At 61.2% G+C, this 26,552-nt stretch carries 28 protein-coding genes and 1 pseudogene; 11 read left to right on the top strand and 18 right to left on the bottom strand.

Annotated features, from left to right (window positions below; all coding sequences use genetic code 11):
- Positions 1–865 precede the first annotated feature (865 nt).
- Positions 866–1,132: a hypothetical protein gene (locus tag M1D88_RS13265; RefSeq protein WP_458111288.1), complete on the top strand. Its 267-nt coding sequence runs from the start codon at positions 866–868 to the stop codon at positions 1,130–1,132.
- A gap of 91 nt (positions 1,133–1,223) precedes the next feature.
- Here the strand turns inward: M1D88_RS13265 and M1D88_RS13260 are convergent, their stop codons facing one another.
- The 4 genes from M1D88_RS13260 to M1D88_RS13245 form a co-directional block, all read right to left on the bottom strand.
- Positions 1,224–1,661: a hypothetical protein gene (locus tag M1D88_RS13260; protein ID WP_458111287.1), complete on the bottom strand. Its 438-nt coding sequence runs from the start codon at positions 1,659–1,661 to the stop codon at positions 1,224–1,226.
- A 26-nt stretch (positions 1,662–1,687) separates the two neighbouring features.
- A complete protein-coding gene (locus M1D88_RS13255) occupies positions 1,688–2,074 on the bottom strand; it encodes a hypothetical protein (RefSeq protein WP_458111286.1) in 387 nt (128 codons plus the stop codon).
- 101 nt (positions 2,075–2,175) lie between these two features.
- A complete protein-coding gene (locus tag M1D88_RS13250; protein ID WP_458111285.1) occupies positions 2,176–2,403 on the bottom strand; it encodes a hypothetical protein in 228 nt (75 codons plus the stop codon).
- A gap of 813 nt (positions 2,404–3,216) precedes the next feature.
- A complete protein-coding gene (locus M1D88_RS13245; protein WP_458111284.1) occupies positions 3,217–3,606 on the bottom strand; it encodes a hypothetical protein in 390 nt (129 codons plus the stop codon).
- A 51-nt stretch (positions 3,607–3,657) separates the two neighbouring features.
- Between M1D88_RS13245 and M1D88_RS13240 the strand changes: the two genes are divergently transcribed.
- From M1D88_RS13240 to M1D88_RS13230, 3 genes are all read left to right on the top strand, one after another.
- Entirely contained in the window at positions 3,658–4,083 is a 426-nt protein-coding gene (locus tag M1D88_RS13240) for a hypothetical protein (RefSeq protein ID WP_458111283.1), read from the top strand.
- Between the two features lie 204 nt (positions 4,084–4,287).
- Positions 4,288–4,479, top strand: a complete 192-nt coding sequence (locus tag M1D88_RS13235) for a hypothetical protein (protein WP_458111282.1) — start codon at positions 4,288–4,290, stop codon at positions 4,477–4,479.
- A gap of 178 nt (positions 4,480–4,657) precedes the next feature.
- Positions 4,658–4,900: a hypothetical protein gene (locus M1D88_RS13230; protein ID WP_458111281.1), complete on the top strand. Its 243-nt coding sequence runs from the start codon at positions 4,658–4,660 to the stop codon at positions 4,898–4,900.
- A 33-nt stretch (positions 4,901–4,933) separates the two neighbouring features.
- Here the strand turns inward: M1D88_RS13230 and M1D88_RS13225 are convergent, their stop codons facing one another.
- The 8 genes and pseudogenes from M1D88_RS13225 to M1D88_RS13190 all read right to left on the bottom strand — a co-directional run bounded on the left by M1D88_RS13225 (position 4,934) and on the right by M1D88_RS13190 (position 11,361).
- Positions 4,934–5,500, bottom strand: a complete 567-nt coding sequence (locus M1D88_RS13225) for a hypothetical protein (protein WP_458111280.1) — start codon at positions 5,498–5,500, stop codon at positions 4,934–4,936.
- Positions 5,501–6,028: 528 nt separating this feature from the next.
- The gene (locus tag M1D88_RS13220; RefSeq protein WP_458111279.1) at positions 6,029–6,559 is read right to left on the bottom strand and encodes a hypothetical protein; all 531 of its coding nucleotides are present in this window, start codon (positions 6,557–6,559) and stop codon (positions 6,029–6,031) included.
- 183 nt (positions 6,560–6,742) lie between these two features.
- Positions 6,743–7,153, bottom strand: coding sequence for a hypothetical protein (locus tag M1D88_RS13215; RefSeq protein WP_458111278.1), 411 nt, complete (start codon positions 7,151–7,153; stop codon positions 6,743–6,745).
- A 424-nt stretch (positions 7,154–7,577) separates the two neighbouring features.
- Positions 7,578–7,862, bottom strand: a complete 285-nt coding sequence (locus M1D88_RS13210; RefSeq protein WP_458111277.1) for a hypothetical protein — start codon at positions 7,860–7,862, stop codon at positions 7,578–7,580.
- A gap of 272 nt (positions 7,863–8,134) precedes the next feature.
- Complete coding sequence (locus M1D88_RS13205; protein ID WP_458111276.1) at positions 8,135–8,839, bottom strand: phosphoribosyltransferase; 705 nt, start codon at positions 8,837–8,839, stop codon at positions 8,135–8,137.
- 11 nt (positions 8,840–8,850) lie between these two features.
- Positions 8,851–9,678, bottom strand: a complete 828-nt coding sequence (locus M1D88_RS13200) for an alpha/beta fold hydrolase (RefSeq protein WP_458111275.1) — start codon at positions 9,676–9,678, stop codon at positions 8,851–8,853.
- Positions 9,679–9,682: 4 nt separating this feature from the next.
- Positions 9,683–9,883: pseudogene (locus tag M1D88_RS13195) on the bottom strand (biotin/lipoyl-containing protein); the annotation flags it as partial.
- 71 nt (positions 9,884–9,954) lie between these two features.
- On the bottom strand, positions 9,955–11,361 hold the full coding sequence (locus tag M1D88_RS13190; RefSeq protein WP_458111274.1) for an amino acid permease: 1,407 nt from the start codon (positions 11,359–11,361) through the stop codon (positions 9,955–9,957).
- 289 nt (positions 11,362–11,650) lie between these two features.
- Between M1D88_RS13190 and M1D88_RS13185 the strand changes: the two genes are divergently transcribed.
- Genes M1D88_RS13185 through M1D88_RS13165 form a run of 5 tightly spaced genes read left to right on the top strand, consistent with a single transcriptional unit; the run spans position 11,651 to position 17,508 of the window.
- On the top strand, positions 11,651–12,370 hold the full coding sequence (locus M1D88_RS13185) for an NUDIX hydrolase (protein ID WP_458111273.1): 720 nt from the start codon (positions 11,651–11,653) through the stop codon (positions 12,368–12,370).
- Positions 12,357–13,667 carry a quinolinate synthase NadA gene (nadA, locus tag M1D88_RS13180; protein WP_458111272.1) on the top strand — a complete coding sequence of 437 codons (1,311 nt, stop codon included), beginning with the start codon at positions 12,357–12,359 and terminating at the stop codon, positions 13,665–13,667. Before M1D88_RS13185 ends, nadA begins: the two co-directional genes overlap by 14 nt.
- Positions 13,664–15,367, top strand: a complete 1,704-nt coding sequence (gene nadB, locus M1D88_RS13175) for an L-aspartate oxidase (RefSeq protein ID WP_458111271.1) — start codon at positions 13,664–13,666, stop codon at positions 15,365–15,367. The genes nadA and nadB overlap by 4 nt, the downstream gene beginning before the upstream one ends.
- Entirely contained in the window at positions 15,364–16,329 is a 966-nt protein-coding gene (nadC, locus tag M1D88_RS13170) for a carboxylating nicotinate-nucleotide diphosphorylase (RefSeq protein WP_458111270.1), read from the top strand. The genes nadB and nadC overlap by 4 nt, the downstream gene beginning before the upstream one ends.
- Positions 16,330–16,335: 6 nt before the next feature.
- Positions 16,336–17,508: a cysteine desulfurase family protein gene (locus tag M1D88_RS13165; protein ID WP_458111269.1), complete on the top strand. Its 1,173-nt coding sequence runs from the start codon at positions 16,336–16,338 to the stop codon at positions 17,506–17,508.
- On the opposite strand, the gene M1D88_RS13160 is transcribed toward M1D88_RS13165, so the two are convergent.
- From M1D88_RS13160 to M1D88_RS13150, 3 genes are all read right to left on the bottom strand, one after another.
- The gene (locus M1D88_RS13160; RefSeq protein ID WP_458111268.1) at positions 17,505–18,347 is read right to left on the bottom strand and encodes a fumarylacetoacetate hydrolase family protein; all 843 of its coding nucleotides are present in this window, start codon (positions 18,345–18,347) and stop codon (positions 17,505–17,507) included. The two genes, M1D88_RS13165 and M1D88_RS13160, sit on opposite strands and share 4 nt — an antisense overlap.
- Before the next feature lie 25 nt (positions 18,348–18,372).
- Positions 18,373–18,966 carry a DM13 domain-containing protein gene (locus tag M1D88_RS13155; protein ID WP_458111267.1) on the bottom strand — a complete coding sequence of 198 codons (594 nt, stop codon included), beginning with the start codon at positions 18,964–18,966 and terminating at the stop codon, positions 18,373–18,375.
- A gap of 110 nt (positions 18,967–19,076) precedes the next feature.
- On the bottom strand, positions 19,077–19,739 hold the full coding sequence (locus tag M1D88_RS13150) for a DUF1684 domain-containing protein (RefSeq protein WP_458111266.1): 663 nt from the start codon (positions 19,737–19,739) through the stop codon (positions 19,077–19,079).
- An 89-nt stretch (positions 19,740–19,828) separates the two neighbouring features.
- On the opposite strand from M1D88_RS13150, the gene M1D88_RS13145 reads away from it, so the two are divergent.
- The gene (locus M1D88_RS13145) at positions 19,829–20,647 is read left to right on the top strand and encodes a hypothetical protein (protein WP_458111265.1); all 819 of its coding nucleotides are present in this window, start codon (positions 19,829–19,831) and stop codon (positions 20,645–20,647) included.
- A 73-nt stretch (positions 20,648–20,720) separates the two neighbouring features.
- Entirely contained in the window at positions 20,721–21,527 is an 807-nt protein-coding gene (locus M1D88_RS13140; protein WP_458111264.1) for a transglutaminase-like domain-containing protein, read from the top strand.
- A 16-nt stretch (positions 21,528–21,543) separates the two neighbouring features.
- Here M1D88_RS13140 and M1D88_RS13135 read toward each other — a convergent pair whose 3' ends face one another.
- From M1D88_RS13135 to M1D88_RS13125, 3 genes are all read right to left on the bottom strand, one after another.
- On the bottom strand, positions 21,544–22,005 hold the full coding sequence (locus tag M1D88_RS13135; protein WP_458111263.1) for a MarR family winged helix-turn-helix transcriptional regulator: 462 nt from the start codon (positions 22,003–22,005) through the stop codon (positions 21,544–21,546).
- Complete coding sequence (locus M1D88_RS13130; protein WP_458111262.1) at positions 22,005–23,162, bottom strand: LLM class flavin-dependent oxidoreductase; 1,158 nt, start codon at positions 23,160–23,162, stop codon at positions 22,005–22,007. Before M1D88_RS13130 ends, M1D88_RS13135 begins: the two co-directional genes overlap by 1 nt.
- 134 nt (positions 23,163–23,296) lie before the next feature.
- Positions 23,297–26,500, bottom strand: coding sequence for an efflux RND transporter permease subunit (locus tag M1D88_RS13125; protein ID WP_458111261.1), 3,204 nt, complete (start codon positions 26,498–26,500; stop codon positions 23,297–23,299).
- Between the last annotated feature and the right edge of the window lie 52 nt (positions 26,501–26,552).

Below are 26,552 nucleotides of genomic sequence, written 5' to 3'. Positions count from 1 at the left end.
GGCTGCGGCAGACTTCTGTAGGTCAGTCCGCAACCCAACATTGCGCAATCCAGCATTGAACGACAGGCGGGAGGAACGACCATCAAGAGGCTACTTATATCCGTTGGATTTGTTGTCGTTTTGGGCTTGTTAGCTTGGCTTTACTCTCAAGACGTTGGCCTGGTCGGTGGGACCGTTGTGGTCGCGGCGATGCTGGCAGCAGGTAATTATGCATACCGTTGGGGCAATAGACGATCGCGCGATAACGAAGAAAAGCTTCAGAAGCTAATTCAGCGCAGAAAGAATGGTCCCGACGGAAAGAGAGATGGAAGGTAAGACGCAGCGCACACGTTGCCTCCATCCCGCTTAAGGAACCTTGAACGCTCCGAAAGTGCCCCGCCAAGACGCCGTTGCCTGACGCCGTGCCGCATGTAGGCTGGCCACTAGAACGAGTTGAGATAGTGCCCGTTGGTAATTGCTTTGGGGGTGTCTGAAATGCGGAAACTGGCGGAAATATCGTGGCTCCAGGCTGTAGTGCTTTTGTGATCGCTGGCACGATTCTCCTCGTACCTGACCTTGGGCCATGGAGGTTTGCACTGGGCGTTGCTCTCGTCGTATTCGTCTTAGTCGCCGTGATTGCTAAAGTGCGCACACGGGATAGGAGACCATTAGAAGGGCCAGGAGATGGTCCGGTCCGGTGACGCGCTGCGGCTGCCCGTAAGCCGAACCCTAAGCGAACAGTCTTGGAGGGGTCTACGACCTCGCGCCTAGTAAGGATCTTTGGTCGAGGGACTCAAGCGGCGTTGAACGTGTTCTGCGTAACTGCAAGGCGTATGATGCGGGCGGCGCCATCGACCTCGCACAAAACAGTCAGTAGGCTAACTTTATGCGCGAGGATGGGTTTCCCGCAGGTGACCACATCCCTGATTCCACCGGCGCGATCGCCCCAGGAAAGCCAGCCGTGGCATCCAGGGCCTTACGACGACTCCTGGCGTTCCAAGGCATTAGTTGGGGTGCCGTCGGTATCGGCTGGCTGTTCATTGCCAATGAGCCTTGGCACGTCCCTTTGGGGATCATCTTTCTTGCCCTCGGTGTTGGAAACGCTATTGGTTGGATGCGCGTACGAAGATCGTCGTCCGATGGCGCCCACTGAACGAGTCCGCGTCGCATATGGTGCCCGTTTGGGAACCCTAAGCGGACGGATTTAGCCGACCTGTCCACTTCGTCGCTCAGGGTTCTCACTTTCACGGAACAGTTCCGGGGCCGGAACGATCGACGGAGGATTCGTCCTCTGAGTCGTCGAAGAAACGCCGGGCCCGTGGCAGCCAAAGCGGACCGACCAAGACAACGGGAACCAACAGAATCAGCCAGCGCCACGACGGAGGCCAGGAGAAGCCGACGAAACAAAGGGCAGCGCTGTAGCTCAGATAGTCGCGGATATTGCTGTCGCCGTCCCGGAGGGTGAGAACGAAGCTGACAGCCACGAGAGATAACAGCAGCAGGATCCACCCGAAGAGCAAAAGGAGCCATAACGGCTCAGGTTCTTCTCCTGTCTGCCCTGTCGCCATATTGAAGATCACCAGGGCGCCAAGGACGTCGAACGCTGCGATGGCAGCTATCCAGGCGCACACAGCGAACTGCACCTCAATGGGCGGCTTTCTTCCTTCCCTCCGGACAGGCACCCGAGCCTCCGTTCCAAAGTGGACCTTCAGTCGTGGCGAGGGACGCCCGAACCGATCTCTTGCGTTAGGAGACCCATGAAGAGCGCCAGGTCTTTGCCGGCTTGCCCATAATCAATCAGTGTTGTCTTAAGTCGTGGAGAGCAGGTTGCTGTGACTGACGTTGCCTGATCTACAGGAGTGAATCGGAGTTCGATGACCTCGCCCCATGTCCATATGTTGGCTCGGACGTAGACGTTCACGCCATCTGCAACAGTTTTGGTACGCGAGAATCTTTGGTGGCTGTTCACCACGGAGTCGATGCGGTCCCGGAGGGCATCAGCTGTCACGTTGGCCTTCAGTGACGTGTACGCCCTGACGCCGTGGGTGTGGATCCCTTCAGCTGCGGTGGCATCCTGGGTTCTACGTGTCCGCATAGCCGCTATCGCTGCCAGAATAACCAGGAGGAGAAGGAGCCCTCCAAGAATGGCTGCGATTGACGCCCATGCCGGCGATGATGGCAATCCTGGCAATGGACTCAGAGCTCCGAATCTCGTTCGTCAATGTCTCGTCCTTCCTTGGCCGCGGCCCGGCCAAGGGGTATGAAGACGGCAGCGGCTATCGTGCAGACAATCAGGAACAGGAGCCAGAACTCAACGTAGTTGACCACCAGACTTGTAGCGATGAGGACAGGAAGTGGCAGGATGATGGATGTCTTCACCGACCGCTTCATCTTCGGCGGCATGCCTGCGTATCGGTCGCTCATATTCACATCCAGGCTCGCATCGAAGGTCCGGGCCAATCCCGGCTCATGCACAACCACATGTTGCTTAGCCTGCGCTCTCCCATGGCCATACCTTTTCGCACCTAGAACCGGTCCCAGGAAGTCCTTATTGAAGCTTCCCCCGTGTCGTGGCGCCGTTCAATAGCCAACCGAGGACAAACCAGTGAATCACAGCGATAGGTGCTGGGTGTTCGCAGCGATAAATGTCCCAGGCCGCCCGTTAGCCGAACCCTGGTCGGGCATTTCTTTGACTGACTCGCCTATTGGCTAGGGTGTCGTTGGGCTTGCCGGGGTGGATTGAATTGGCACCGGAATAGGGGTTGGGTAACGTATTTGATCCTTGCTCAGTGGAACAGAGCTTGCTGCGCAACTGAATGCGGAGGGAGAGTCGGGGACAGGGACAATTAGTTCTGTTGGATTGGGGGTCGGAGGCTGCCGTGTCTCCGGGCACATCCGGACGACACTGAGACTGACTGTCGGGGACGGCTCTGTGGATGGCAGGGATGGCTCCTGCCAGTCCTCTCCGGCGCCGTTACTGACTACGCTTCCGCAGGCGCCGCCAGAGAAAATCAGAACGCCTGCGGCCATGAACAGGCGGATCTCTCTGGAACATCGCATGCCCTGATTGTCCCGGTACTCGTGCCACAAAAATAGGGGCAGGTATCAATCGCTGGTTTCAACCAGATCAATCTTCCTGTGCTCTGACTGTCAGCGGAATGTGGCGGCTAAGTCGCGGCTAGTGCCCTTTGGGGAACCTGAAGCGGGGCTCGGCGCTAGGGACAGTCTGAGCATGCGTCAAGCTTTCTTGGAGCGATGCCTTATCGAGAGTGACGCCATAAGGAAAATGAAAACTAGTCCGAATCCAAGGACCTCTAGGCCGATCCCGTTCAACGCCTGTACAAACAAATACACGGCCATCCCTGCTACAAAGACCGCGCCAAGGATCTGCGATGTGACGCCGTACTTCTCATCCCGCGGCTCCTTATGCCGCGCAAAAGCGACCAGCCAGATGAGCTGAGCCACGAACATAGCAATACACGTGATGCTGACAGGCGAGATATTGCCAGGTCCTGGTGTCCTGTCATTGCTTATCTGGATAACCAAGCCAACCAGGCTCCCGGCGGCCAAGGAAAGGACGGCTAGAAGACCAAAATCGACTCGACGCCCAACGGATGCTGGTGCCATGGTCTGAATATGGCAGCGCCACAAGTAGATAGCAACGGCTAGCAGCCTTTGATGCTCGAGGCGCGGACCTTCAGCTGTTACTCGGATACATCTGCATCCCCGTTTAGGGAACCCTCACCGTACGGTTTTGTGCTGGCGGAGACGCCCTATTGTCAGGGTGTTGGGCAAGCTATGCTCGGCATCAAGACCAATAGCTTGGGAACGGCTGAAAGCGCACAAAAGATGAAGCCTTGGATCCACCCGCAGGAGAGGCGCTCCAGGATTTACTGGTCGATTCAGATCGCCGTCGGCGTGGTTGCGATGATCGTGATACTGATTCTTCTGCTGCGAGAACCGACCGCGGACCACGTCATGATATCTGTAGCGGTTGTCCTTATCGGCATCATTGCGTTGATCCTCAGCGTGAGGGAACTGAGAAAGCTCCCACATGAATACCGGTACGAGGAAGAGGGCGAAGACACCACAGGGCAGGGTTGAGGGAGGCCTATCCCCGCCCCTTGTCACGGGCATGACGTGGTCCCTTTGGGGAACGCTGACTGGGACGGCTCCACGTTTCACCGAATCAAAGTTGCACGTTCGCCTTCCGTATCGCAAAGGTCCGCCCTCTGCGATTATTACTGCACGACCCTTTTCCAACCCGGCGACGGCTAATCGGACGAGGGTAGGACTGAAAGGCTCTCCATGGCGACGGAAGTCAGTTTCCGCAGGGTGATAACAACCTTCTCTGTTGCCTTGATTGGCGGCATCTTGCTGGCGCTCTTGCTCAAAGCATTACTCCCTCAAGGTGGAGTTCTGACGCTGGTAGTTCCCCTTGTACTAGTCACCATCGTTGTTGTTCCCGTGCTGGCCAGCTATTTCAAGAGGAGGATGTGAGAACGCCTCTTGCGCTACCCTGTCGCACAATCCGAACCCTCAACAGGACGTTTTCCGTTCGCTTAGTAGTTCCTGGCGGGACTTGCCATCGCCCAGCTCGGAGAACCCCTTGTGTCTGATGGAGCTTTGGCAGAGGCTTGCATCAAATTGCGCGATATCCGTTTAGATGGGAGGTGGCATGTCAGGGAATAGAGGCCCTTCTGGGAAGTCTGTCGCACTGTTTGCCTGTCTCGGAATCGTTATCGGGGTCGTGGCCGGCTTGATGTTTGGGTGGCAGTACGCGATTGTCGGGCTTGGTGCTGGACTAGGTCCCTTGCTGGGTGGCTACTTAGGTAACAAGAAGGCACGGGAAGTGGACAAGTATCGGGACGAGTTGATCCGAGGTAAGCAGTCCCAGCGCGACGACGATGGCCGCAAATGATCCGCCCGCAAGCCGAACCCTCAATGGGTCGTTTTAGAGTGTGCTCTCTTTTAACGCCCTGCTGTAGTCCTCACGGTGGTTCCGGACGTCAGCGGACACAACGAGGTGCCGGCGATTCAGTCGCTGCGCAAAGTACCCCTTGTAAGGCAGAACAATGATGGTGTCGAGTCCGCTCTCCCACGCCGGGATGAGCTCCTGGAGACTTTGACGTTCCCCACCGTGGGGAAACTTGGGGATAAGGCTTCGGTCCCAAGCCTGGTAGGCGTCGCTATCCAGGCCTTCCCACCCATAGCGCTGCATCCAAGAGGGCGCCATGAAAGGGCTCAATCCATGATCAGGATCCTCGGCCTCTCGCATTTCTAAAGGCGTGGGATGGTGCGTCGGATCCTCAATCTCGTACCAGGCCCAAGCTTGGTCCCAAGCCCTTTTCCAGCGCTTGTCCCACGTCTCTGCATCAGCTGACGCAGGCATCCGGGAGCTACCACAGTCAGGCACAGGATCCAGGGGCGGGATGTCCACATCTCCAGCAAGCGCCCAGGCCTGCCGGACAAAGAGCAAGAGAGTCAGGTGGTGAGGATCATCCTTGGCCGTAATCACCATGTCGTGCGGCCAGGGAGGTCGTCGTTTCGGAATTTTCCATTGCATTTACGCTTGCCCCCATTCGGCCCACAGCACAGTTGGCCGTAGTGGGTTCAGCATCGCACCGACCCTGGAGCTCTGTAAACGACGGGGGTTCCATTGGAGGAACCTTTAGCGGCGAGCGGTATGGGTGCTGAATATTTATAGCCACCGGGCGTCGAGACTCCGCTCTAGGCGGGTGGATGGTGCTCATGCCAATACTCAGCGCTCTGTCTGCGCAGGGATTTCACGAGTACAGCGAGACTGAGAAAAAGAGCGATCCCTGCAATCCCTAGGACGACCCAGGTCCAGACCTCCGATTCTCGGAATAGAAGGTGGGACCCTAGCGCGATCAAGGCGATTGCTCCGAGCAAAAGCCATGCGCGGATCTCCCTTTTATTCATACCGGAGTCTAACCACGCTATGCCGCCGCGAAATAGAGGCGTCATAGTCGCCATGAGGAACCCTCATCGGGCTATGAGGCCAGCCCTAGAAGATGTGCTCCTTGAGTCAACGTACTCTCTGGATCCGGCTAGGTTCCTTGCCAGGACGACGTACTGACCAGCCCCTCCGTGCAATTGTTTTTCCTGAGTCAGCGAGGCGCCATACCGACTCCTGGACCTGCTCGCCGCGGAGCCAATCAACACGTTCCACCGGCCGCTGAAGTTGGCGTTGCAGCCAGCCGGCAGCGAATGTTCCGTACATCTCCGGTGCCTCGTTCAGACCGAAGACTGTGAGGCCGTCACTGTCGTAGACATGGTTATCAAGGAGGTGGCTATCGCCCCATTCACCTTCCAAGGCTCGGCCGTAGGGGCCGTCGTTCCAGTAGCCGACTTGGAGCGTACAGGTGCCGTGCGAGACGTCGATCCCCGGGACGTTGAGAGTCACGACTATGGGGATCATGCGGGCGACCACCGTGAACGAGCCGAGCTGAATGCCAGGAAGGGACCAAGCGGAAACTGCGCGAGTGAGTCCGCTTAGGAAGTTCGCCTCTTCGGGCGTGCGGGGTGGATCTCCGTCAAGCTGACCTTGGATCAACATGTTGAGAGCCTAATCCTGTTGTATGGACGAATATCCACTGGCCGTGAAAGGAAACTAGACAGTGGCCGTACTAAGGACGAACGTTGAGTGGGACGGTTCCCTCAGCGGGGAACCTCTTAGCCAGCCTTGCTGAGTAGCTTTTGGTATCCCCCTTTTATAGAGGATCTGCGTGGGCATGTTTCCTCATGCCGCCGCGAGCGTGAACACGTCACGTTGGCGCTTTAGGATCCAGCGTTGCGCGGCGCCAGTTTCATCACGCGCAGTCACGGTCTGCCTAGCCTGAAGGATGTCTAGGTCTTCCGGGGCTGTGGGGGTGCCCGTGCGCAGCATAAATTCGACGGCCAATCTCTCGTTAAGGCGCGGAAGCATCTTGTTTTCCCGGCTCCAATAAGAGAGTGACAATGCTAATTGCAGTCCGCCAAACACAAGGAAGACAACCAGGTAAGGGCCTTCGCCCATCCCCTGTCTCGTCCCGATAGTGGCGAGCAAAAGCATCAGCCAGAGTGCCGAGCTGATCAACGTCCTTCTGACCGCACGATCCCAAAACTCTTGGATTTCCGGAAATGTGAAGCTGATGGACTGCTTGCCGTTCACCGTGTCCCCCTCGGGAGAGCGCATAATTCTGTGCGCTGCTATCAATTTCGCACCTGGGTAAGTGGTCGTCAATGGCCCTAAGCCGTCTCGCAGAGGTGTCAGATTGTCCCGGAAGAATCCCACCGCATATCGTCCCGTAAGCCGGTCGATCAGCGTGCCGCTGAAAGCCGCTGACGAGATCCGAGTGATGCCGGGTCTCGGCCATGTACGTATGACCCGCACTGTGAAAATGAACGATGAGGGGGCGCTAACAGCAACGGCCGGCAGGGACGACGCGGCATGCCACTATCTCGGAAGCACGTTACATCAGGCGCCAACGCCGCCGACGTCAAAACGACCGTTAGCTGCGGGTCTCAACCCCATGGGGAACAGCCTCCTCGTCAACCTGGGTTTTTTGGACGTCGACAGGCTGCAGCCGTCATCTTTAGTCCTCTGGGTCCAGGGGGAGCCCAGCTGCTATACGGCGTCGATCTTCCCTGGCTGATTTGCGGAGCCGCAGGAACCTGAACATTCCCGCGACCATGAAACCACCGGCGACGAGAATAAGGAGGACGACTATTGCCAGAGCAGGATAGGTGTCCGGACGATCTACTGCAGGCTGGAATATGGCCAACACGATGAGCATCACGAACATAAATCCCTGCGCAACAGCAAAGGGCCCGTTCATGGAATAGAAGGCCTGCCACGTCGCCTTGCTGCTTCTAGTCATCCATGCCCCCTGGTCGCCATGACTGACTCATCGTGCTGCTCTGGGAAGCAAGTGTCAACATCGGCAGAAGGCATGTAGCCAGTTCATGCCGAATGGAGTATTCAAAAACGACCGTTTTTGAATACTTGCTATCCGCCTGTCGATTTCTTACGGAAAGCACAGCTAGGCCCTGCCATAACTCATGTCCGTAAACAAAAGGTTTCAAAACCTTACTGGGAGGGTTTTTGACATGGCAGCGGGAAACGTCATCGGGCCGCCAGGACGGTGAAGGGTCAGCCGGCACTGAGTCCTTGCTGAAGCAGGCCCACTACGTCGTCGTCCCTCAACTGCTCGAAGTGATGGTAGAAAGCGCCCACTGCCCGGAACTTTCCTGGCAGGTGGAGGCAGAGGACGAAGTCGGTGACCCGCTCAAGGGAAGCCTGAGCTTCCACCGAGGCAACAGGTACTGCCACCACCACTGTTGCAGCGCCGGAACCGCGGACAGCCTCTACTGCTGCCCGCATGGTTGCCCCGGTAGCCAGTCCGTCGTCGGCGAGGATAACTGTTTTCCCCTTCAGATCCAGCTTCAGGCCGGGATAGCTGCGGGCGCGGCGTAGAAGCTCCGCGCGCTCGCGGTCTTCCACCTGGTTCAACAACTCCTGCCGGACACCGTGCTCAAGCATCTGGGCCAGCAGGGGTCTGTTGATGATCCGTACCACTCTTCCCTCGGATGCCGGCTGGCCGGCATCCGATTCGTCAGCGGCTGCCGGGGCAAGGGCAAGGGCGCCATAGGCTGTTTCCTCATGGCCCGGGATTCCCAGTTTTCGGACGAGCATGACCCCTAAGGGCAGGTACAGCGCAGCAGCCAATGCTGCGGCCACCGGTACGCCCCCGCGGGCCAGGCCGAGGACCAGGGTGTCAGGCCGTTCACGGAATTGGGGGAGGGCAGCCGCCAGGCGCCTCCCTGCTTCCTCGCGGTCCTCGTAGCGCGTGTTCATCGGGGGAGTTGTCAGACGGAGAGGAACTCGATGGCCGCCTGTTTGAAGACGCGGCTTGTGAGAGCGCTGGTGTGGTTTCGTCCTGGAATCACCAGCTGCTCCACCAATGCTCCGGATTTTGAACCGATCGCGGCCAGGTCAGGCATGGTCCCCGCGCGGTCGTCGTTCTCGCCCGCCACGAGGAGGATTGGCACATGGGGGACTGCCTCGGCCGGATCGTAAGGCTCAGCCTTGATGGCTTGCACTAACGAGAGCAGCGCAAAAATGTTGTTGCTGGGAAGCACCAGCGCCATTTTTAGCAGCCGGGCGGTGGAGTCGTCGGCGATGGGAGTCCCGTCGGCCAGGTAATTCTGTGCAGCCACGAGATCGAAAGCCGCCAGCGGGTCTGCCGTGTTCGGACCGCCCATGACGATCCGATGGACGATCTCCGGCTGCGTGGCACCGAACTCCCACGCCAGACGCGACCCAAGGGAATAGCCGATCAGATCCAGTCCGCTGGCAGGGTCACCATCCTGCACAGGCCGGACGCCGGCGTCGAACGCTATCTGCAGGAGATCCGCACGGATCCGGCTGGGCGTGTATGAGTCCAGATCCTCAGGCGCGCCGCTGCGGCCGTGGCCCGGAAGGTCAACCGTGATGACTTTGCGCCCCGCTGCAAGAAGGGCCTGCAGCCAACCGGTGTCTTCCCAGTTCAATTTGCTGGATGAGGAGAATCCATGGAGCAGCAGGATGGGCCGCAGACCGGCGTCGCGCTCTGGCTCATGGAGTGCCACGTACAGCTGGGGGTCCGTACCCTCGACCGTGTGGGAATGCTGTTCGCCGGTGTGCCTGCCGCTCATCGTGTCAGTCCTCATCAAGTACGGCGCTCAGGCGAACCCGGCGCTTCGGTGCCTCTTCCTTCGGGACAGTGCCCACGATGCCAGCGGTGTTGTCCGGCACCTCAAACACGATCAGGGGTTCGCCGACGTTGATTTTGTCGCCTGGCCCGCCGTGGATACGCACCACTTTACCCGCCTGCGGACTCGGGAGTTCAACCGCGGATTTGGGCCTCGTGCGGGTTCGACGGCGAGACCGCCTTGAGGCCTGGAACGTGCGCAAACAGTGCCTGTGCAGTCTCAGGCTGTTTGGCGGGCCAGTCTGATTTTTGTGCCTATCCGGGATGCAGCTGCGATGGCGGCGATCAGGACAATGGTGCTGAACAGCTGAATGCGGCTGGCTTCTGCCCAGAAGCCGACTGCCAAAATGAGGGCCAAAAGGATCAGTCCGAGGATGGTCAGGGCCGGGAACCCTTTCATCCGCAAGGGAAGTTCTGTTCCCTCCCGGTCCGCCCTCCTGCGGAGGATCAGCTGGGACACCAAAGCCGAACCCCACACCACCAGGCAAGTCGAACCCACCAGCTGGAAGAGGGCCGGGAGGATCTGCCCAGGGAAGAGCAGTTCCAGCACCGTGGCGGCGAAGCCGAAGGCCACCGAGACCAGAACCGCAGGCACCGGAACCCCCGCTGGCGTCAGTTTCGATAGAAAGTAGGGGGCCTCGCCGCGCTGCGACAGCGAGTAGGCCATGCGTGATGCCCCATACAAGTTGGCGTTGAGAGCGGAGAGAAGCGCGACTGCTGCCACCAGCGTGATGGCTGCACCGGCACCAGGGATGCGGGCGGCGTCGAGCACTCCCGCAAACGGCGACTGCAGGCCGGGGGAGCGAACGGGCAGGACTGCGGCGATCACCAAAACCGATCCAATGTAGAAGACCAGGATGCGCCACACCACTGTCCGGATCGCTACGCCAACGCTGTGCGCAGGGTCCTCGGTCTCGGCCGCAGCAACGCTGACGATTTCGGTTCCACCAAACGCGAAAATGACCACAAAGAGGGCGGCCGCGATGCCGCCGAGGCCCGCGGGGGCGAAGTCTGCACCGATGACGGACAAGCCGGGCGAGGGTACGTCGGGCAACAGGCCCAGAAGCAGGGCTGCGCCTATGGCCAGGAACAGGACGATTGCCGTGACTTTGAGAATCGCGAACCAGAACTCGAACTCGCCGAAATTCTTCACTCCGGCGAGGTTGATGGCGGTAAAAAGCACCATGAACGCCAATGCAAGGGCCCATACGGGGATAACGGGCCACACCGAGAACAACAGTGCCGCCGCTCCAAGGGCTTCCGCGGCTATAACCACTACCAGCTGGAGCCACCAGAGCCACCCGACGGTCGCTCCCGCTGTTTTGCCCATGGCACGTTCGGTATAGACGGAGAAGGCTCCGCTGTCGGGATGTGCTGCGGCCATTTCTCCGAGAGCCCACATCACCACAATGATCAGGGTGCCGGCCACGAGGTAGGAGATCAGGACGGCAGGTCCAGCCAGCTGTATGCCCGCGCCGGAACCGAGGAACAGGCCGGCGCCGATGGCACTTCCTAGTCCCATCATGGTCAGCTGGCGCGGACGGAGGGAATGACCAAGGTCAGCGGCAGGGCGTTCATTGGCCGGGTGTTTGGAGGGAGGGCGTTCCGCGGTGGACTTCGTTGTCATGGGCGAACCTTCTTGGGGGTCGGTGGGTTTCGGGTCCTTATGGGACCTACCGAATTTACCCCCTTTCCTTCTCCGCGCGCGTGTTGCTTGAAGCTGCCGCCGAGCAGGCTATGGGCACGCCTCAGGTCTGAGGCGGGCGAACGTGTCCGGCAAAATCCGAAACATTTTGTTTTGAAGCCTCCACCCTTTACGATGAGTTCTAGTCAATGTGACTATAACTGTTCCAGTGAAGCCCGGTTCGGCCGGGAACTAATCCGGCCAGCACAGGGCGCCGTAGGGGGTGGGAATCATGTACACGAATGCAGCCAATGTCTCAGAACGCCAGGCGGCCCCACCCTCACTTGCCATTTCCACGGTGATCTTCGCCCTTCGTCCCAGTGAGCAGTCGGGCCGCCCGACTCTGTGGCTTCCGCTGGTGCGGCGCATCCGCGAGCCTTTCAAAGGACTCTGGGCCCTGCCAGGCGGCCCCCTCTCCCATGCCGAATCCCTCCAGGACGCTGCTTCGCGCAACCTTCAGGAAACCACCGGACTGGCCCCAAGATACTTGGAGCAGCTGTACGCCTTCGGAGGCCTCCACCGCTCGCCCACTCAAAGGGTGGTGTCGATCGTCTACTGGGCGCTCGTCCAGCCCACAGAGGCCGCCCTTGCTGATGAGTCTGAAAACGTGAAGTGGTTCCGTGCCGACCGGCTGGGGGAGCTGGCCTTTGACCACAACGCCATCGTGGACTACGCGCTGTGGCGGCTGAGGAACAAGATGGCTTACGGCTCCATTGCCTATCACCTGCTTGGTGAATACTTCACGCTGGCAGAAGTGCGGGAGGTCTATGAGGCCGTCCTGGACAGGCAACTCGATCCGGCCAACTTCCGTCGGCAACTCAAATCCACCCCTGAGATTCAGGAAACCGGTGAATACCTCCAGGGCGGAAAACACCGTCCCCCACGCCTTTACCGCTTTATCGGCCACCCAGGCCTAGACCCAGATAACAGGAGCAATCATGAGCAGCGTTAACACAACCATCCAGCTCATCACCCGTGAACAGGCCGAAAAAGGAACGTTCGCGGCGGCGAAAGCCTCCACTTGCAGCCCTGCCCTGGCCAAGGGCCCCTGGGACTACGACCTCGCGGAGGCCCTGGCCGGTACGCCCGCCTATGGTCCCGGTGCTTCAAGCGCCGACGTCGCACCTCGTGCCACCCCGAGGCAGGGGCAGTTGCCGGAGGAGTACAAACTGGCCAGTGACGCTGAGCTGGACGCCAGGATCCGGGCCGCCAAAGCGACTTTGGGGGAGCGGGCTGTGATCCTCGGCCACTTCTACCAGCGGGACGAAGTTATCGAATACGCCGACTTTGTGGGTGACTCCTTCCAGCTGGCCAATGCCGCCCTGACCAAGCCTGAAGCCGAAGCCATCATTTTCTGCGGCGTGCATTTCATGGCTGAGACGGCCGACATCCTCTCCAAGCCGGATCAGGCTGTGATCCTGCCCAATCTCGCCGCCGGTTGTTCAATGGCAGACATGGCTGATATCGATTCCGTGACAGAGTGCTGGGAGCAGCTGGAGGAAATCTTCGGCAGCGAGCCCGACGCCGACGGCCGTGTTCCCGTCATCCCCGTGACCTACATGAATTCTTCCGCTGCCCTCAAGGGCTTCTGTGGGGACCACGGCGGAATCGTCTGCACATCCTCTAACGCAGCCACCGTGCTGGACTGGGCATTCCAGCGCGCCCAGCGGGTTTTGTTCTTCCCGGACCAGCACCTGGGCCGCAACACTGCCAAGGCCATGGGCGTGCCCCTGGACCGGATGCCCATGTGGAACCCCCGCAAGGACCTCGGTGGTAACGACGAAACCGCCCTGCAGGACTCCCAGGTGATCCTTTGGCACGGCTTCTGCTCAGTTCACAAGCGCTTCAACGTCGGTCAGATCGAAAAAGCACGGATCGACTTTCCCGGAGTGCAGGTGATTGTGCACCCCGAATGCCCCATGGAGGTAGTCGACGCCGCCGATTCGGCCGGGTCCACGGACTTCATCCGGAAGGCCATCGCGGCCGCCACTGAGCCAACGGTCTTCGCCATCGGTACCGAAATCAACATGGTGAACAGGCTTGCCGCCGAGTACCCGCAGCACACCATCTTTTGCCTGGACCCGGTTATCTGCCCGTGTTCCACGATGTACCGGATCCACCCGGGTTACCTCGCCTGGGTCCTTGAGGGACTGGTGAACGGCGAAGTACTCAACCGGATCACAGTCGACGACGCCGTTGCAGGCCCGGCACGCCTGGCGTTGGAACGGATGCTGGCGGCCCGTCCATGAATGGGCAGGAGCCAACGCGGAACTCCGGACGGGAGCGCACGCTCGTCGTCGTTGGAAGCGGTATAGCCGGACTCTACGCTGCCCTGCTGGCCGCCGACGCGCCCCGGACCCATGGCCGCGGGACTGACGTGGTGCTCCTGACGAAAGGAACCCTTGAACAGAGCAACACCTTCTACGCGCAAGGTGGAGTTTCAGCAGTCCTGGAGCCCGGAGAAGCGGCGCCTGGTGACTCTGTTGCCGCGCACATCGCGGATACTCTCGCCGCCGGCGCGGGCCTGAACAACCCCGAAGCCGTCCGCGTGCTCTGCACCGAAGCCGTCCGTGATATCGCCGGGCTGAAGCGCTTCGGGGTGGACTTCGACTGCGATGACGCCGGACATCCTGCCCTGGGGCTGGAAGCGGCCCACTCCGCACCCCGGATCCTGCATGCCGGTGGGGACGCGACCGGCGCGGGCATCGCCAGGGGACTTATCGCCGCCGTCCTCGAGCGGGCAGTCAGCGGAAGGCTGCGGTTGGTGACGGACGCCTTCGTGACCGAACTGACGACGTCGAACGGACGCGTATCGGGGGTGAAGTACCTCCACAACGGACTGTTCACCAGCATCGAGGCCGACGCCGTGCTGCTGGCTACCGGCGGCGCCGGCCGGCTTTTTGCCCGCACGAGCAACCCGGATGTGGCCACTGCCGACGGTTTGGCCTCGGCCTGGCGTGCGGGCGCAACTGTCCGGCACCTGGAGTTCTTCCAGTTCCATCCCACCACGCTTGCAGCAACGGAGCGGCCCGGCGGTCCACCCGCGCTGCTCATCTCCGAAGCGGTGCGTGGTGAAGGCGCGGTCCTCACGGACGCGGCCGGCCACCGGTTCATGCCTGATTACCACCCCGACGCCGAACTGGCCCCCCGCGATGTTGTTTCCCGCAGCATTGCCCTCCACCTGGCAAGGACCGGGGCGCCGGCGGACAGCCCGGTCTACCTGGATGTCCGCGGCGTCGAAGCCTCCAAGGGGCCCGGATTCCTGGCGCGGCGTTTCCCGACGCTGACAGCTGCCACCCGTGCTGCCGGTTACGACTGGACGGCGGAAGTGCTGCCCGTATCCCCGGCCGCCCATTACTGGATGGGAGGCGTCGCCACAGACCTCTGGGGCCATACCTCAATCCCGGGACTTTACGCTGCGGGTGAGGTTGCCTGCACGGGTGCCCAGGGCGCCAACCGGCTCGCCAGCAATTCCCTGCTGGAAGGCCTCGTTTTTGGCAGGCGCGCAGTCGAGGCCTATCTTGACGCTGCCGAACCGGCCCGCTTTGACACCACTGATGCCGGCTTTGCCGCGAGCGACGCCAGCGTAGACATCGAGCCTGCTTCGCCGGATGACGCGGAGGTGGGTTTCACTGGCTTCGAATCCGATGACTTCAGCCGCGGTGCCTTGTCCCGCCTGATGACCCGGGCAGCCGGCGTCCTGCGTACCGGTGCTGAGCTGGATGAGGCAGCACGGCAGTTGGCGGTCTGGGCCGCAGGCTTGGTCCGGACAGATGCGCTGGCCGTACGTGATTTCGAAGACCGGAACCTGCTGCTGGCAGCACAGTTGCTCGTTGCCGGAGCGAGGTCACGGAAAGAGTCTGTTGGTGCGCACTACCGCGCCGACACCCCACAGAACTTGCGTGGTCAGGGAGCCACCACTCTTCCGATGCAAAGGATCAGCTCATGACCTCCACTGCCCACGCCTTCACTCCGATCGATGCCGTTTGCGGTACTGGCAGCTCCGTCCAGGGGAGCCTTCCGGATGCCGCCGTCCTGAAAGTCCTTCGCTCCGCCCTGGAAGAGGACGCTCCCTATGGCGACATCACGTCCCAGACCCTCATCCCGGAGGAAGCCCGGGCAACCGCTGTGCTCAATGCCAGGGTTCCCGGCGTCCTCAGTGGAGGAAATGTGTTCGCCGCCGCGATGAGGCTCACTGATCCGGACGCCGTCGTCGAACTCCTGGTTGCTGACGGGGAGCGTTTTACCGCCGGCACGTCCCTTGCCCGGGTGACAGGCAACGCCCGGGCGGTATTGCTCGCCGAACGCGTTGCCTTGAACCTGATCCAGCGGATGAGCGCGATTGCCACCAAAACAGCAGGGTTTGTGGACCTGGTGGCCGGAACGAAGGCAAGGATCACCGATACGAGGAAAACCACCCCCGGGCTTCGCGTCCTGGAGCGTTATGCGGTCCGCTGCGGCGGTGGGGCCAACCACCGCTTCAGCCTGTCCGATGCAGTGCTGGCAAAAGACAACCACCTGGCCGTAATTACCGGCGGTGATTCCCGGAAGCTGACGGATCTCCTGTGCCAAGCCAAGGCACAGCTGGGGCACACCACCCACTTTGAGGTGGAGGTGGACACCATGGAGCAGATCGAACCTGTGCTCGCGGCCGGAGTGGACACCATCATGCTGGACAACTTCAGCCCGGCCGACCTCGCCGCTGGAGTCGCTCTGGTGAACGGGCGCGCCCGGATCGAGGCGAGCGGCAACGTAACCCTGGAAACGGTGGCCGGCATCGCCGCAACAGGGGTGGACGTCATCTCCATCGGAGGGCTCACCCATACCGTGGCCGCCTTGGATCTCGGGTTGGACGTTGAGCTGGACCTTAGTCCCGGCCTCACCCCCACCTCTGGTTCCGGGAACCGCTGAACCGTCATGATTTTCCTCGACGCGGCAGCCACAACACCGGTCCGGCGGGAAGTGCTCGAAGCCATGTGGCCCTACCTGACAGGTGAATTCGGCAACCCCTCCAGCCACCATACGCTCGGTGAAGCTGCCGCCAACGCGCTCGCTGACGCAAGGGCAACCGTGGCGCGTTCCCTTGCCTGCCGTCCCGGCGAAGTAACTTTCACCTCAGGAGGTACGGAGGCGGACAACCTGGCCGTGAAAGGGATCTCGCTGGCGCGCCAGGCCGCTGACCCACGCCACAACAGGGTAGCCATCAGCGCCATAGAGCACCCGGCAGTGGAGGAATCTGCCAGGTACCTGGAAGGGTTCCACGGGTTCGTCGTTGATGTGGTGCCTGTGGACCGTTACGGGCAGGTGACACCTGAGGCGCTCGCAGAAGTCGTGCGGCCCGAAACCGCGCTGGTCAGCGTTATGTATGCGAACAACGAGATCGGGACAATTCAGCCGGTGGCTGCTTTGGCTGCCGAGGCACACAGGCATGGCATACCGTTCCACACAGATGCGGTGCAGGCTGCAGGCTGGCTTTCCCTGGACACCAAGGCGTTGGGCGTGGATGCCCTCAGCATTTCCGGCCACAAGCTCGGTGCACCCAAGGGCAACGGGGCACTCTATCTCCGGAGCCGGACCAGGACTGAACCACTGGTCCACGGTGGAGGCCAGGAGCGTGGACGCCGCTCGGGTACCGAGAACGTTGCGGGAGCGGTGGCCCTGGCAAAAGCACTCACACTCGTTGGCACGGCTGAGCAGGGAACTGCCGCAGAGCCTGTGGCGGCCAAGATGGCAGGGCTCCGCGATCAATTCATCAAGACCGTCCTGGAGCTCGTCCCGGGTGCCATCCTGACTGGTCATCCCCGGGAGCGGCTGCCCTCCATCGCATCGTTCTGCTTCCCGGGCACCAGCGGAGAGTCAGTCCTGCTGGAATTGGAGCGTCAAGGCGTGGTGTGCTCAAGCGGATCTGCCTGTGCCGCTGGGTCGGATGCGGCGTCCCCGGTGCTGCTCGCCCTGGGGATAGAGGCAGAAGTTGCCCAAACTGCAGTGCGGTTCAGCTTCGACTCAACGGTGGGCGCCGCTGAACTGGAGGAAGCGGCGGCGGCGGTGGGCGCCGCCGTCGGGAATGTCCGTTCCCTCAGCGGCCGCTAACGTTCCCGGACACCTACTGGATTGGTGAGTTCGCCGATCCCCTCCACATGACACGTGACGGTGTCGCCGGGCTGGAGTGGTACAGATTCGGCCGGGAACCCGGTGAGGACGAGGTCGCCCGGATGCAGGGTCATAAAAGAAGTCAGGTACACCAAAATCTCGTCCACCTTCCACCCGAGGTCAGCTGAGCTCCCGGCCCCAAGCGTCCGACCGTTGTGCGTGATCCCCATGGATACCGCAGAGTCATCCAGGGAGGTGACCAGCCATGGTCCAACGGGGGTGAAGGTGTCCTGGCTCTTGGCGCTGATCCACAGCTGATCCGTTTTCTGATGGTCCCGGCTGGTCACGTCGTTGCCGATCGTGTATCCGAGTACAGCAGCGCGGGCGTTTTTGAGGGTCAGTCCGCGCGCTTTACGCCCGACGACGACTGTCAGTTCGGCTTCCGGGTCAACCTGCTCTCCTCCCTCCGGTAGTTCAATGGTGTCGCCCGGTCCTATGACGCTCGTGGCTGCCTTGTGGAACGCCTGGGGTGGAAGGGCCCGGCCCGACGGGCCCGTATTGTGGGCCATCCCCAGAACATTGGCGGGAACGCTGGGAGCCAGGAAGCGGAAGGTGTCCTCGCTGACCTCCTGGCCTGCAGTCCAACCGGTACGCGCCGGGCTTACCGCATTAGCCAATGACTCCGGAAAGGGCGAGGCAATGACGGTCCAGCGCCGCCCTTCCGCAGAGCTGAAGTCGGGACAGTCGTTGGCCACGAAGTACTGTTCGGCTGGTGGCGTTGGTGATTCCCGGACCAAGGGGCGGACGCGGGCGATGCGGCGGGATGAACCTGGAATCATCCCCACATCCTATGCTCGGCCGGCACTAGGCCAGGGCAGCGGATCCGAAGGCGACGCTGAACCTGTCGCACCAGAGCACCACCGTGTCCAATCCGCTCAGGTCTGCGCCGGCAGGAATGACGTAGTTGTGGGTGCCATGGGTTGCTTTGATATGGCCGAGGTCCAGGTATTTGCCTCCCCGGTACTTGAACCAGTCACCGCCGGCGTCTAGTTCACTGAGCCAGATCTTGACATCTGGCCCATCGCTGCTGGCCAGATTCTCCAGCCGCACCAGCTGCGTCCCGTCTGCCAGCGTCAGGAGGCTGGCCGTACCGCTGGTTGGGTGCTCCTGGGATTGGAAATCGCCCCGGGCCACCACAACAGGTGCAGCTTCCGAGGCTGGGGCCCCTGCGGTCGCGGCGGACGGAGTGGGCTGCATGCTTTCCGTGGGGCCCGACGGCGAAACTGTGGTTGTGTTCGAGGGGGAGGAGGCAGCGGGTACGGCCTCAGGCAGGGCCTCATTAAGCGTGCTGCTTGTGAAGAGCCGCCAGGGTTGGAAGAGGTAGGCGCCGATCAACAGCACAGCCACCGTGCAGGGAATGAGCACAGCCAGGACTTTGCGGCGTTTGAGGAATTCCATGTCTCTACGGTAGGTGCGGAGGGAATGCTCTGTCCCCGGGAAAGTCTTACCGTTTGCTGACAACCCCGGAGAGTTTGCCTGCCGGAGAGAGTGGGGGAGAGTCCGCCGGCCTAGGAGAGCTCGCCCACGGGGATTTCCACCGCGAGGCGGTTGGACGGCCCCGCAAGCGGAGAGGCCCAGGCCTCGTTGTAAGCGCATGACGGGTTGTAGGCGAAGTTGAAGTCCAGGATGAATTCTGCCGAGGGACCAGACCCGCGGATGCCGTGGTAGGCGCCCTTGATGGTGTCGAGGAGGTATCGCCCGGAACCGTAACTGCCGCCGCTCTGCCCGGCGGTGGCGTCGCGGAAGGGTACGAAGATGCCTCCGCCGTAGCCCTGGATCTTCCAGACTGCCAGTTGGCCCATCTCGGGAAAGTCAAAGGTCCCGAGCCGGACAAAATGCACCGGACCATCGGTGCCATTATCGACGCTCATCTCCCGGCCCGCGCCCTCTTTCGTCAGGGGGACGTTGAAGCGGTAGATGGGATCGTAATCCGCTGTCCGGAGGCCGCCAAAAACGGCCTTATCGGCGGCCGTCAGAGGTGAGGCGGGGTGCGTCCCGAACATACGGTCACGCTCTTGCCGCCAATAGGAATGCGCTTCCGCGGGGTTGTCAGCGGCAATCCGCCTGACATTGTCATAAAGGGCGAACGTCCGTAGCCGCCAGTCTGCGACGTCGACGGCGGAGATTTCTGTGATCTTGCCGCCGCCCCGATTTTCTTGCAAATTCGCCATTCCCCCAGCCTAGTCGCCTTTGGCATCCCCTCCGCGAAACGCTGCGCCGCCGACCGTCGCGGGTCCCCCTGACCGCTACGCTGGGATGTATGACAGGGACGGGAATCTCCGCATCGCTCCGGCTAACCTCAGTGCTGCTCGTGGCGGCAGCGGCGATGGCTGGCTGCAGCAACGACGGAAAAGGCACTCCGGCGTGGACGGCCGGCGCGAGTCCCTCAGGTTCCGTATCCCAGGCCCCCACTGCAAATCCAACGGAAACCGCCGTATCCGGAACCTCAACTGCGGAGGCCACCCCGTCGGGAGGCGAGACTCCGGTGGTCGGCGCAACTGCTTCCGCCTGGAAGGTCTTCAACGATCCCGGGAAAACGGTGAGCTTTGAGCTGCCGCAGGAGTGGATTACGCAGTCCCTGCCACCCGCGGATGGTTCTCTGCCCGGTGCACTGAAGATCGAGGTGAAGGATTCCAAAGGTGCTTATCTTGCCACCCTGCAGACAGGGTTGCCTGCGGCGGCTCCGGTGGATTGCGCCGCTCCAACGGCCAAGCCCTACGTGGTTGTCAGCAGCGTTCCGGTGGAATTGCCACATGCTGACGGGGAGGGCACTATTCCGCCGCGAGTGGTATTCCGCGTCATCCAGGGGTACAAGTTCTTCGGTTCATTTGGCATCACCAACATGGTCGGCGGCGCGGACGGAAAGGCCTGCACCCTGCAGAACGTCGTCCGGGGTCCGGCAGGCAAGGGCAACTATTCCTTCGGGGATCTCACTGCGCTGAAGGCCTTCGCCACGGATGAAAAGGTGGCACCGGCGAAATCCTTTGACACCTTGGATCAGGCGGCCAAGTACGTGAACGAGGGATCTGAATTCGCCAACGTCCAGCGGATGCTAATGTCTCTGAAGATCAATAACTAGTCCCACCGTTTGCCTCTGCTTCTGGCTGGCGGTTTGAGGGCTGCTCTGCTTCCACTTCATACTCCGGAGATACATGCAACGCTCGGTCGCCGCCCGGCTCGTCTTCAAGACCACCGCCGAGACGAAAGTTGCTCTGGCTGTTGCCGTGGCCAGCAATCCAGGCTATTCCTCGGTGACAGAAACGCTGTCCGTGACAGCGGGCGGCCAGAACGTTCCGGTCACGGAACTGGCCGATGATCACGGCGGAAGGTTCCACTACTTTGAGCTTGCTGATCCCTCCGAAGTAACCGTCGACTATGCCGCCACCGTGTCCGGGCAGGCGATCCCGCAGGAGCCCACCCTTATGGATCTCATCCGCTACGTCCGGCCCAGCCGCTATGCGGAATCCGATCGCCTCCTGCCCACCGCCTACGCCGAATTCGGCGGGCTCCAGGGGGAAGAACTCCTGCACACTGTCCGGAACTGGGTATCCACCGAGCTGCGCTATATCAGTGGATCCTCGCGGGGAACCGACGGGGCAGTGGAGACCTTGCTGCACCGTAGGGGTGTCTGCAGGGACTTCGCTCACCTGGCCATTGCATTGTTGCGGTCCAAAAACGTGCCGTGCCGCCTCGCTGCCGTCTACGCTCCCGGACTGAGCCCCATGGATTTCCATGCCGTGGTGGAGGCCCATCTCAACGGGGCCTGGCACATCATTGACCCCACAGGGTTGGCGCCGCGCGAGAGCATGCTCCGCATCACGGCAGGCCGGGACTCCTCCGACACAGCCTTCCTCTCTACAATCGGAGGAAGCCTCACCCTCAGGGAGCTGGGCGTCACCGCTGTGGTGGACGGAATATTGCCGGAGGAAGACCCGTCAAAGCTTGTAGTACTTCGGTAGTGCCCGTCCTGGGCGGCTAGTGCCGGGCGACAGCACCTCGGAGCTTCTCAGTAAGCCGAAGCAGCTCGCGCTGTTCAGCCGCAGTCAGCGACGGCGTCATCAGCGCCTCAATATCGCGTACATGCATCCTGCCGATCTGCTTCTGCAGATCACTTCCCGCTTCGGTGAGCTTCAGCAGGACCCCCCGGCCGTCGTCGGGAGCGGGCATACGCTCCACCAGGCCGCGCTTCTCCAGCCGCTCCACCAGCCGGCTCAGGCTGGACTGGCTCAACAGGATATGGTCGTTCAGCTCATTGAGCCGGAGCCAGCCCGAGGGGCAGCGCGACAACGTGAACAGGACGTCGTATTCATTGAGGGCTATTGACTTGAAAGCAGGTCCGGACTGCAGTCGCCGCATCACGGCAACCTGGGCGCGGAAGAGAGACTCCCAGGTTTCCGCTGCAAGGCGGACCGGCGATTCGGCTGGACGGTCGGCCATCACGCCTCCTTTGCTGAGGCTGCTGCCGTCCCCGCCGTTTGAGGCAGAGCCGCGGCAGAGACGGATGATTTCTTGTCCTGTGCCGCCGGCAGGGCAGCGACCCGGGCAGCATGGGTCGGAGGCTCGGGAACGTGGGCAGGCTTAAGGGACGCATATTCCTTGCGAAGGACGGGAAGGACTTCTTCCCCGAACAGATCAAGCTGCTCCAGCACGGTTTTCAGCGGCAGGCCCGCGTGGTCAATGAGGAACAGTTGCCGCTGGTAGTCGCCAAAGAATTCCCGGAAGGTGAGGGTCTTCTCGATGACTTCCTGGGGGCTTCCAACCGTCAGCGGGGTCTGTGATGTGAAGTCTTCCAGCGACGGTCCGTGGCCGTATACCGGTGCATTGTCGAAGTATGGCCGGAATTCCTTGACGGCATCCTGGGAATTCCTGCGCATGAAGAACTGTCCGCCCAGTCCAACGATGGCCTGGTCCGCCTTCCCGTGTCCGTGGTGCTCATAACGCTCACGGTAAAGACCGATCAGCTGCTGGTAATGCTCTTTAGGCCAGAAAATGTTGTTCGCAAAGAAGCCGTCGCCATAGTAAGCCGCCACTTCCGCAATTTGCGGGCTGCGGATCGATCCGTGCCAGACGAAGGGTGCAACGCCGTCGAGAGGCCGGGGAGTGGACGTGAAGTTCTGCAGGGGCGTGCGGTGTTTACCGGACCAGTTGACAGTGTCCTCGTCCCAGAGCCGGCGCAGCAGGCTGTAGTTCTCTATCGCCAGTTCTATGCCGTCCTGGATGTTCTTGCCGAACCACGGGTACACCGGTGCCGTATTGCCTCGTCCCATCACCAGATCCACCCGGCCGTCGGCAAGGTGCTGGAGCATCGCGTAGTCTTCGGCAATCTTCACGGGATCATTGGTGGTGATCAGGGTTGTGGCCGTGGAGAGGATGATCCGCTCCGTCTGGGCTGCGATGTACGCCAGTGTGGTGGTGGGCGAGGAGGAGAAGAAGGGCCGGTTGTGGTGCTCCCCGATCGCAAAGACATCCATGCCGATCTCTTCGACCTTCTTGGCGATGGCCACTTCCGCCTTGATGCGCTCGTTCTCAGTGGGAGTACGGCCCGTAGTGGGGTCGGTAGTGATGTCGCTGACGCTGAATACGCCGATCTGCATGATGTCCCTTTCAGTTTCATGAAGTTCCGGAAAACTGATCCCAGTATACCGGATATACATGCATTTGCATCTATCGCCGGGTACAACGCAGGGAGGAAGGAATTATTCCCGGGTGGGGGCCGGGACCAGGAGTGTTAGCTCGGCTCGCCCGGAGCAGCCCGCCGTCCACTGACTTTGGCGATCTTGCCTGTCGTCCAGTCGGCGAATTCAGCATCGACATCTGCTGCCGGGGTGAAGGCGGGCCGTTGCTTCATGGCCAACAGGAGGGACTTCTTTTCGCGCCGGCCCTCCACCAGCCGGTAGAGAACCGGCACCAGGACGAGAGTCAGGGCTGTGGAAGACAGGAGACCGCCGATGACGACGATCGCCAAGGGCTGTGAGATGAATCCGCCGCCGCCGGTAAAGCCCAATGCCATGGGCGTCAGCGCGAAGACCGTGGCCAGGGCTGTCATCAGGATCGGCCGGAGGCGTTGGCGGGCGCCATGGGTGATGGCGTCTGGCACGTTCATGCCCGGCCGGCCGTCCCGTGGTTGCCGGTACTGGTTTATGAGGTCTATCAGCACAATGGCGTTGGTGACCACAATGCCCACCAGCATCAGCATCCCGATGAGTGAAGGCAAGCCAAGGGGAATTCCGGTCAGAAGCAGGAGGGCGATAGCGCCCGTTGCTGCAAAAGGAATGGAAACGAGCAGTATCAGGGGCTGCACCAGTGATTTGAAGGTCGCGACCATGATCACGTACACAATCGCGATGGCAGCCAGCAGCGCAAGCCCCAACTGCTGGAAGGACTCGGCTTGCTGCGTCGTGGCGCCGCCGATCTCGGCAGTGACCCCTGACGGCAACTGAACGGTCTTAAGCCTGTTCTGGACCTCGCCGCTGACGGCACCAAGATTGGACCCCGACGGCGTGATGGAGACAGTCGCCGTCCGCTGCCCGCCGCTGGCGGTAATGGAGACGGGGGAGTCCACCTGCTGGACTGAAGCGATACTGCCGAGCGTCAGCCCCTTGCCGCCGGGAAGTGGGATGTTCCTGACCCCGTCAATGCTCTTGAACTGTGTGCCGAGGCCTATCTGGACAGGAAAGTCATTCGTATTGATCCGGACAGTTCCTGCCGGAATGGGACTGATGGTCGAGGCCAGGACACCGGCGACGCGTTCTTCGTTGAGTCCTGCGGCGACGGCCCTTGCCCGGTCCACCTTGACCTGTACTACGGGCTGGGTTGTGGCCAGATTGGTCACCGTCTCTGTGCTTCCCGGGACGCCTTCCATGGCCTGCACCATGGCATCGCTCGCAGTCCGCAGGTCTCCGGAGTTCGACGCCTTGAGGGTGATGTCCACGGTCGATGACGTGCCGAGGCCCCCCTGCTGGGTTGCTACGGAGATTTTTCCTGAGACGCCGGCTTCTTTCAGGCGCTCACGAACTGTTTCCTGGAGAAGGGACTGCTTAGCCTTCTCGTCGGTGACCACAGTGAACGTTGAGTTTGAGGCACCTGTGGAGAGGAGTGCAGCGAAGCCCGCCTGGGCATTGCCCGTGGTGACCTGGACATCTTTGATTCCGTCGATGTCATCCAGGACATCTTCAACCTTTGCGGCCTCGGTGCTTGCATCGGCAAGGCTGGTGCCCCCGGGAAGTTGCTGACGGATGCTCATACTGTTCTGGCCGGAGCTGCCCAGGAGGTCGGTCGCCAACAGCGGAGTCATGGCTGCCGTTGCACCCAACACCAGCACCGCTGCGACCAGCGTTACCACTGGGTGTTTCTGCGTCTTCCGGAGGATGGGCAGGTAGCCCCGCTGCAGGATAGTGCGTTGCTCTGCTTCGTGGGCCTTGGCCGCAGTTTCGGCAGCGGTTCCCGGATCCGCCGCAGAGGGAGAGCCCTTGAGGAACCAGTAGGCCAGGACGGGCACGATTGTCAGGGATACGAGCAGGGAGGACAACAGGGCAATGGTGACGGTGAGGGCAAACGGGCGGAAGAGCTCGCCGGCTAATTCCCCCACAAAGGCGATGGGAAGGAAGACTGCCACAGTGGTGAGGGTCGAGGCAGTAATGGCCCCCGCAACTTCCCGGATGGCGGTGATGATGGCAGTGATCTTCGGCTCGCCGTAGCTCAAATGACGCTTGATGTTCTCTATCACCACGATCGAGTCGTCCACCACGCGGCCGATCGCGATGGTCAAGGCCCCCAGGGTCAGGATATTCAGTGAGTATCCAGTGCCGGAGAGGCCGATGAACGTGATCAGGAGGGAGAGGGGAATGGAGACAGCTGTCACCAGCGTCGAGCGCACTGAGAGCAGGAACACCAGGATGACGGCGACGGCGAATCCGAGGCCGAGCAGCCCCTCAGTGGTCAGGTCCTTGATGGATTTTTCAATGAACGGTGCCTGATCAAAAACGGGGGTGAAGGTGGCGTTGGCACCGAGCTCCGCCTCAAGCTGGGGGAGCGCATCATTGACTGCGTGCGAGATTGCTACAGTGTCGCCGTCGGGCTTCTTGGTAACTGACAGCGCAAGGGTTTCCTTGCCGTTGGTCCGGGTGATCGAGGTCCGCGTGTCGTCTTTAATGCTGACGCCCGCCACGCTGCCGATGGTCGCAGCGTCCCTGGCACCACCAAGGGGAAGGGCCTTGATGGCATCGAGGGAATCAACAGGACTGCCGATCTGCAGGGAGAGCGACTTGCCTTGTTCCTCAATGGTTCCCGCGGGCACGAGGGCGCCGTTGTTCTTCAGAGCATCACTGATCGACTGAAGCGTGGCACCCTTGGCGGCCATGGCATCGGGCCGGGGAAGGATCTGGATGTGCTGGGTTGCTCCGCCGGTCACCTCGGCGCCCCTGACGCCGTCGATCTTCTGCAGGGCAGGAACGCTCAGCCGCAGGAGGTCGGCGTTCAGTTCGCTCAGCGACTTGTCAGAGGACACCGCCAGAAAGACAATCGGGAAATCACTGATGCTCCCCGCAATGGCCTGCGGCTCGACGTCTTCCGGCAAAGCCCGTTTGGCGTTGGAGATGGCCCGGTCAATCTGGTTCCGGGCACGGTCCAGGTTCGATCCGTAGGTGAAGACAAGATTGATCTGCGATACACCACTGCGGGACGTAGCAGACGTTGATTCCAGCCCTTCGACCCCATTCAACGCCGTCTCCAAGGGGCCGCTGACCTGCTTGTCCACTACCTCCGGTGAGGCGCCGGGCATGGAGGAAATGACGGTGATCCGCGGGAACTCGATGGACGGGATGAGCTCCTGCTTCAAGGAGGACATCGTGATCACTCCGAATACCGACGCGAAGACAGTGATCAGCGCGATCAGGGCCCGGTTTGCCAGCGAGAGCTCTGCCAGCCGGAACATCTCATAATCTCCTGGTGGATTGACGGACAAAGATCGAACGCACGGCCCGCCG

This window comes from Arthrobacter sp. R1-13 (genome assembly GCF_054161475.1).
This window is presented reverse-complemented; position numbering and strand designations above follow the sequence as displayed.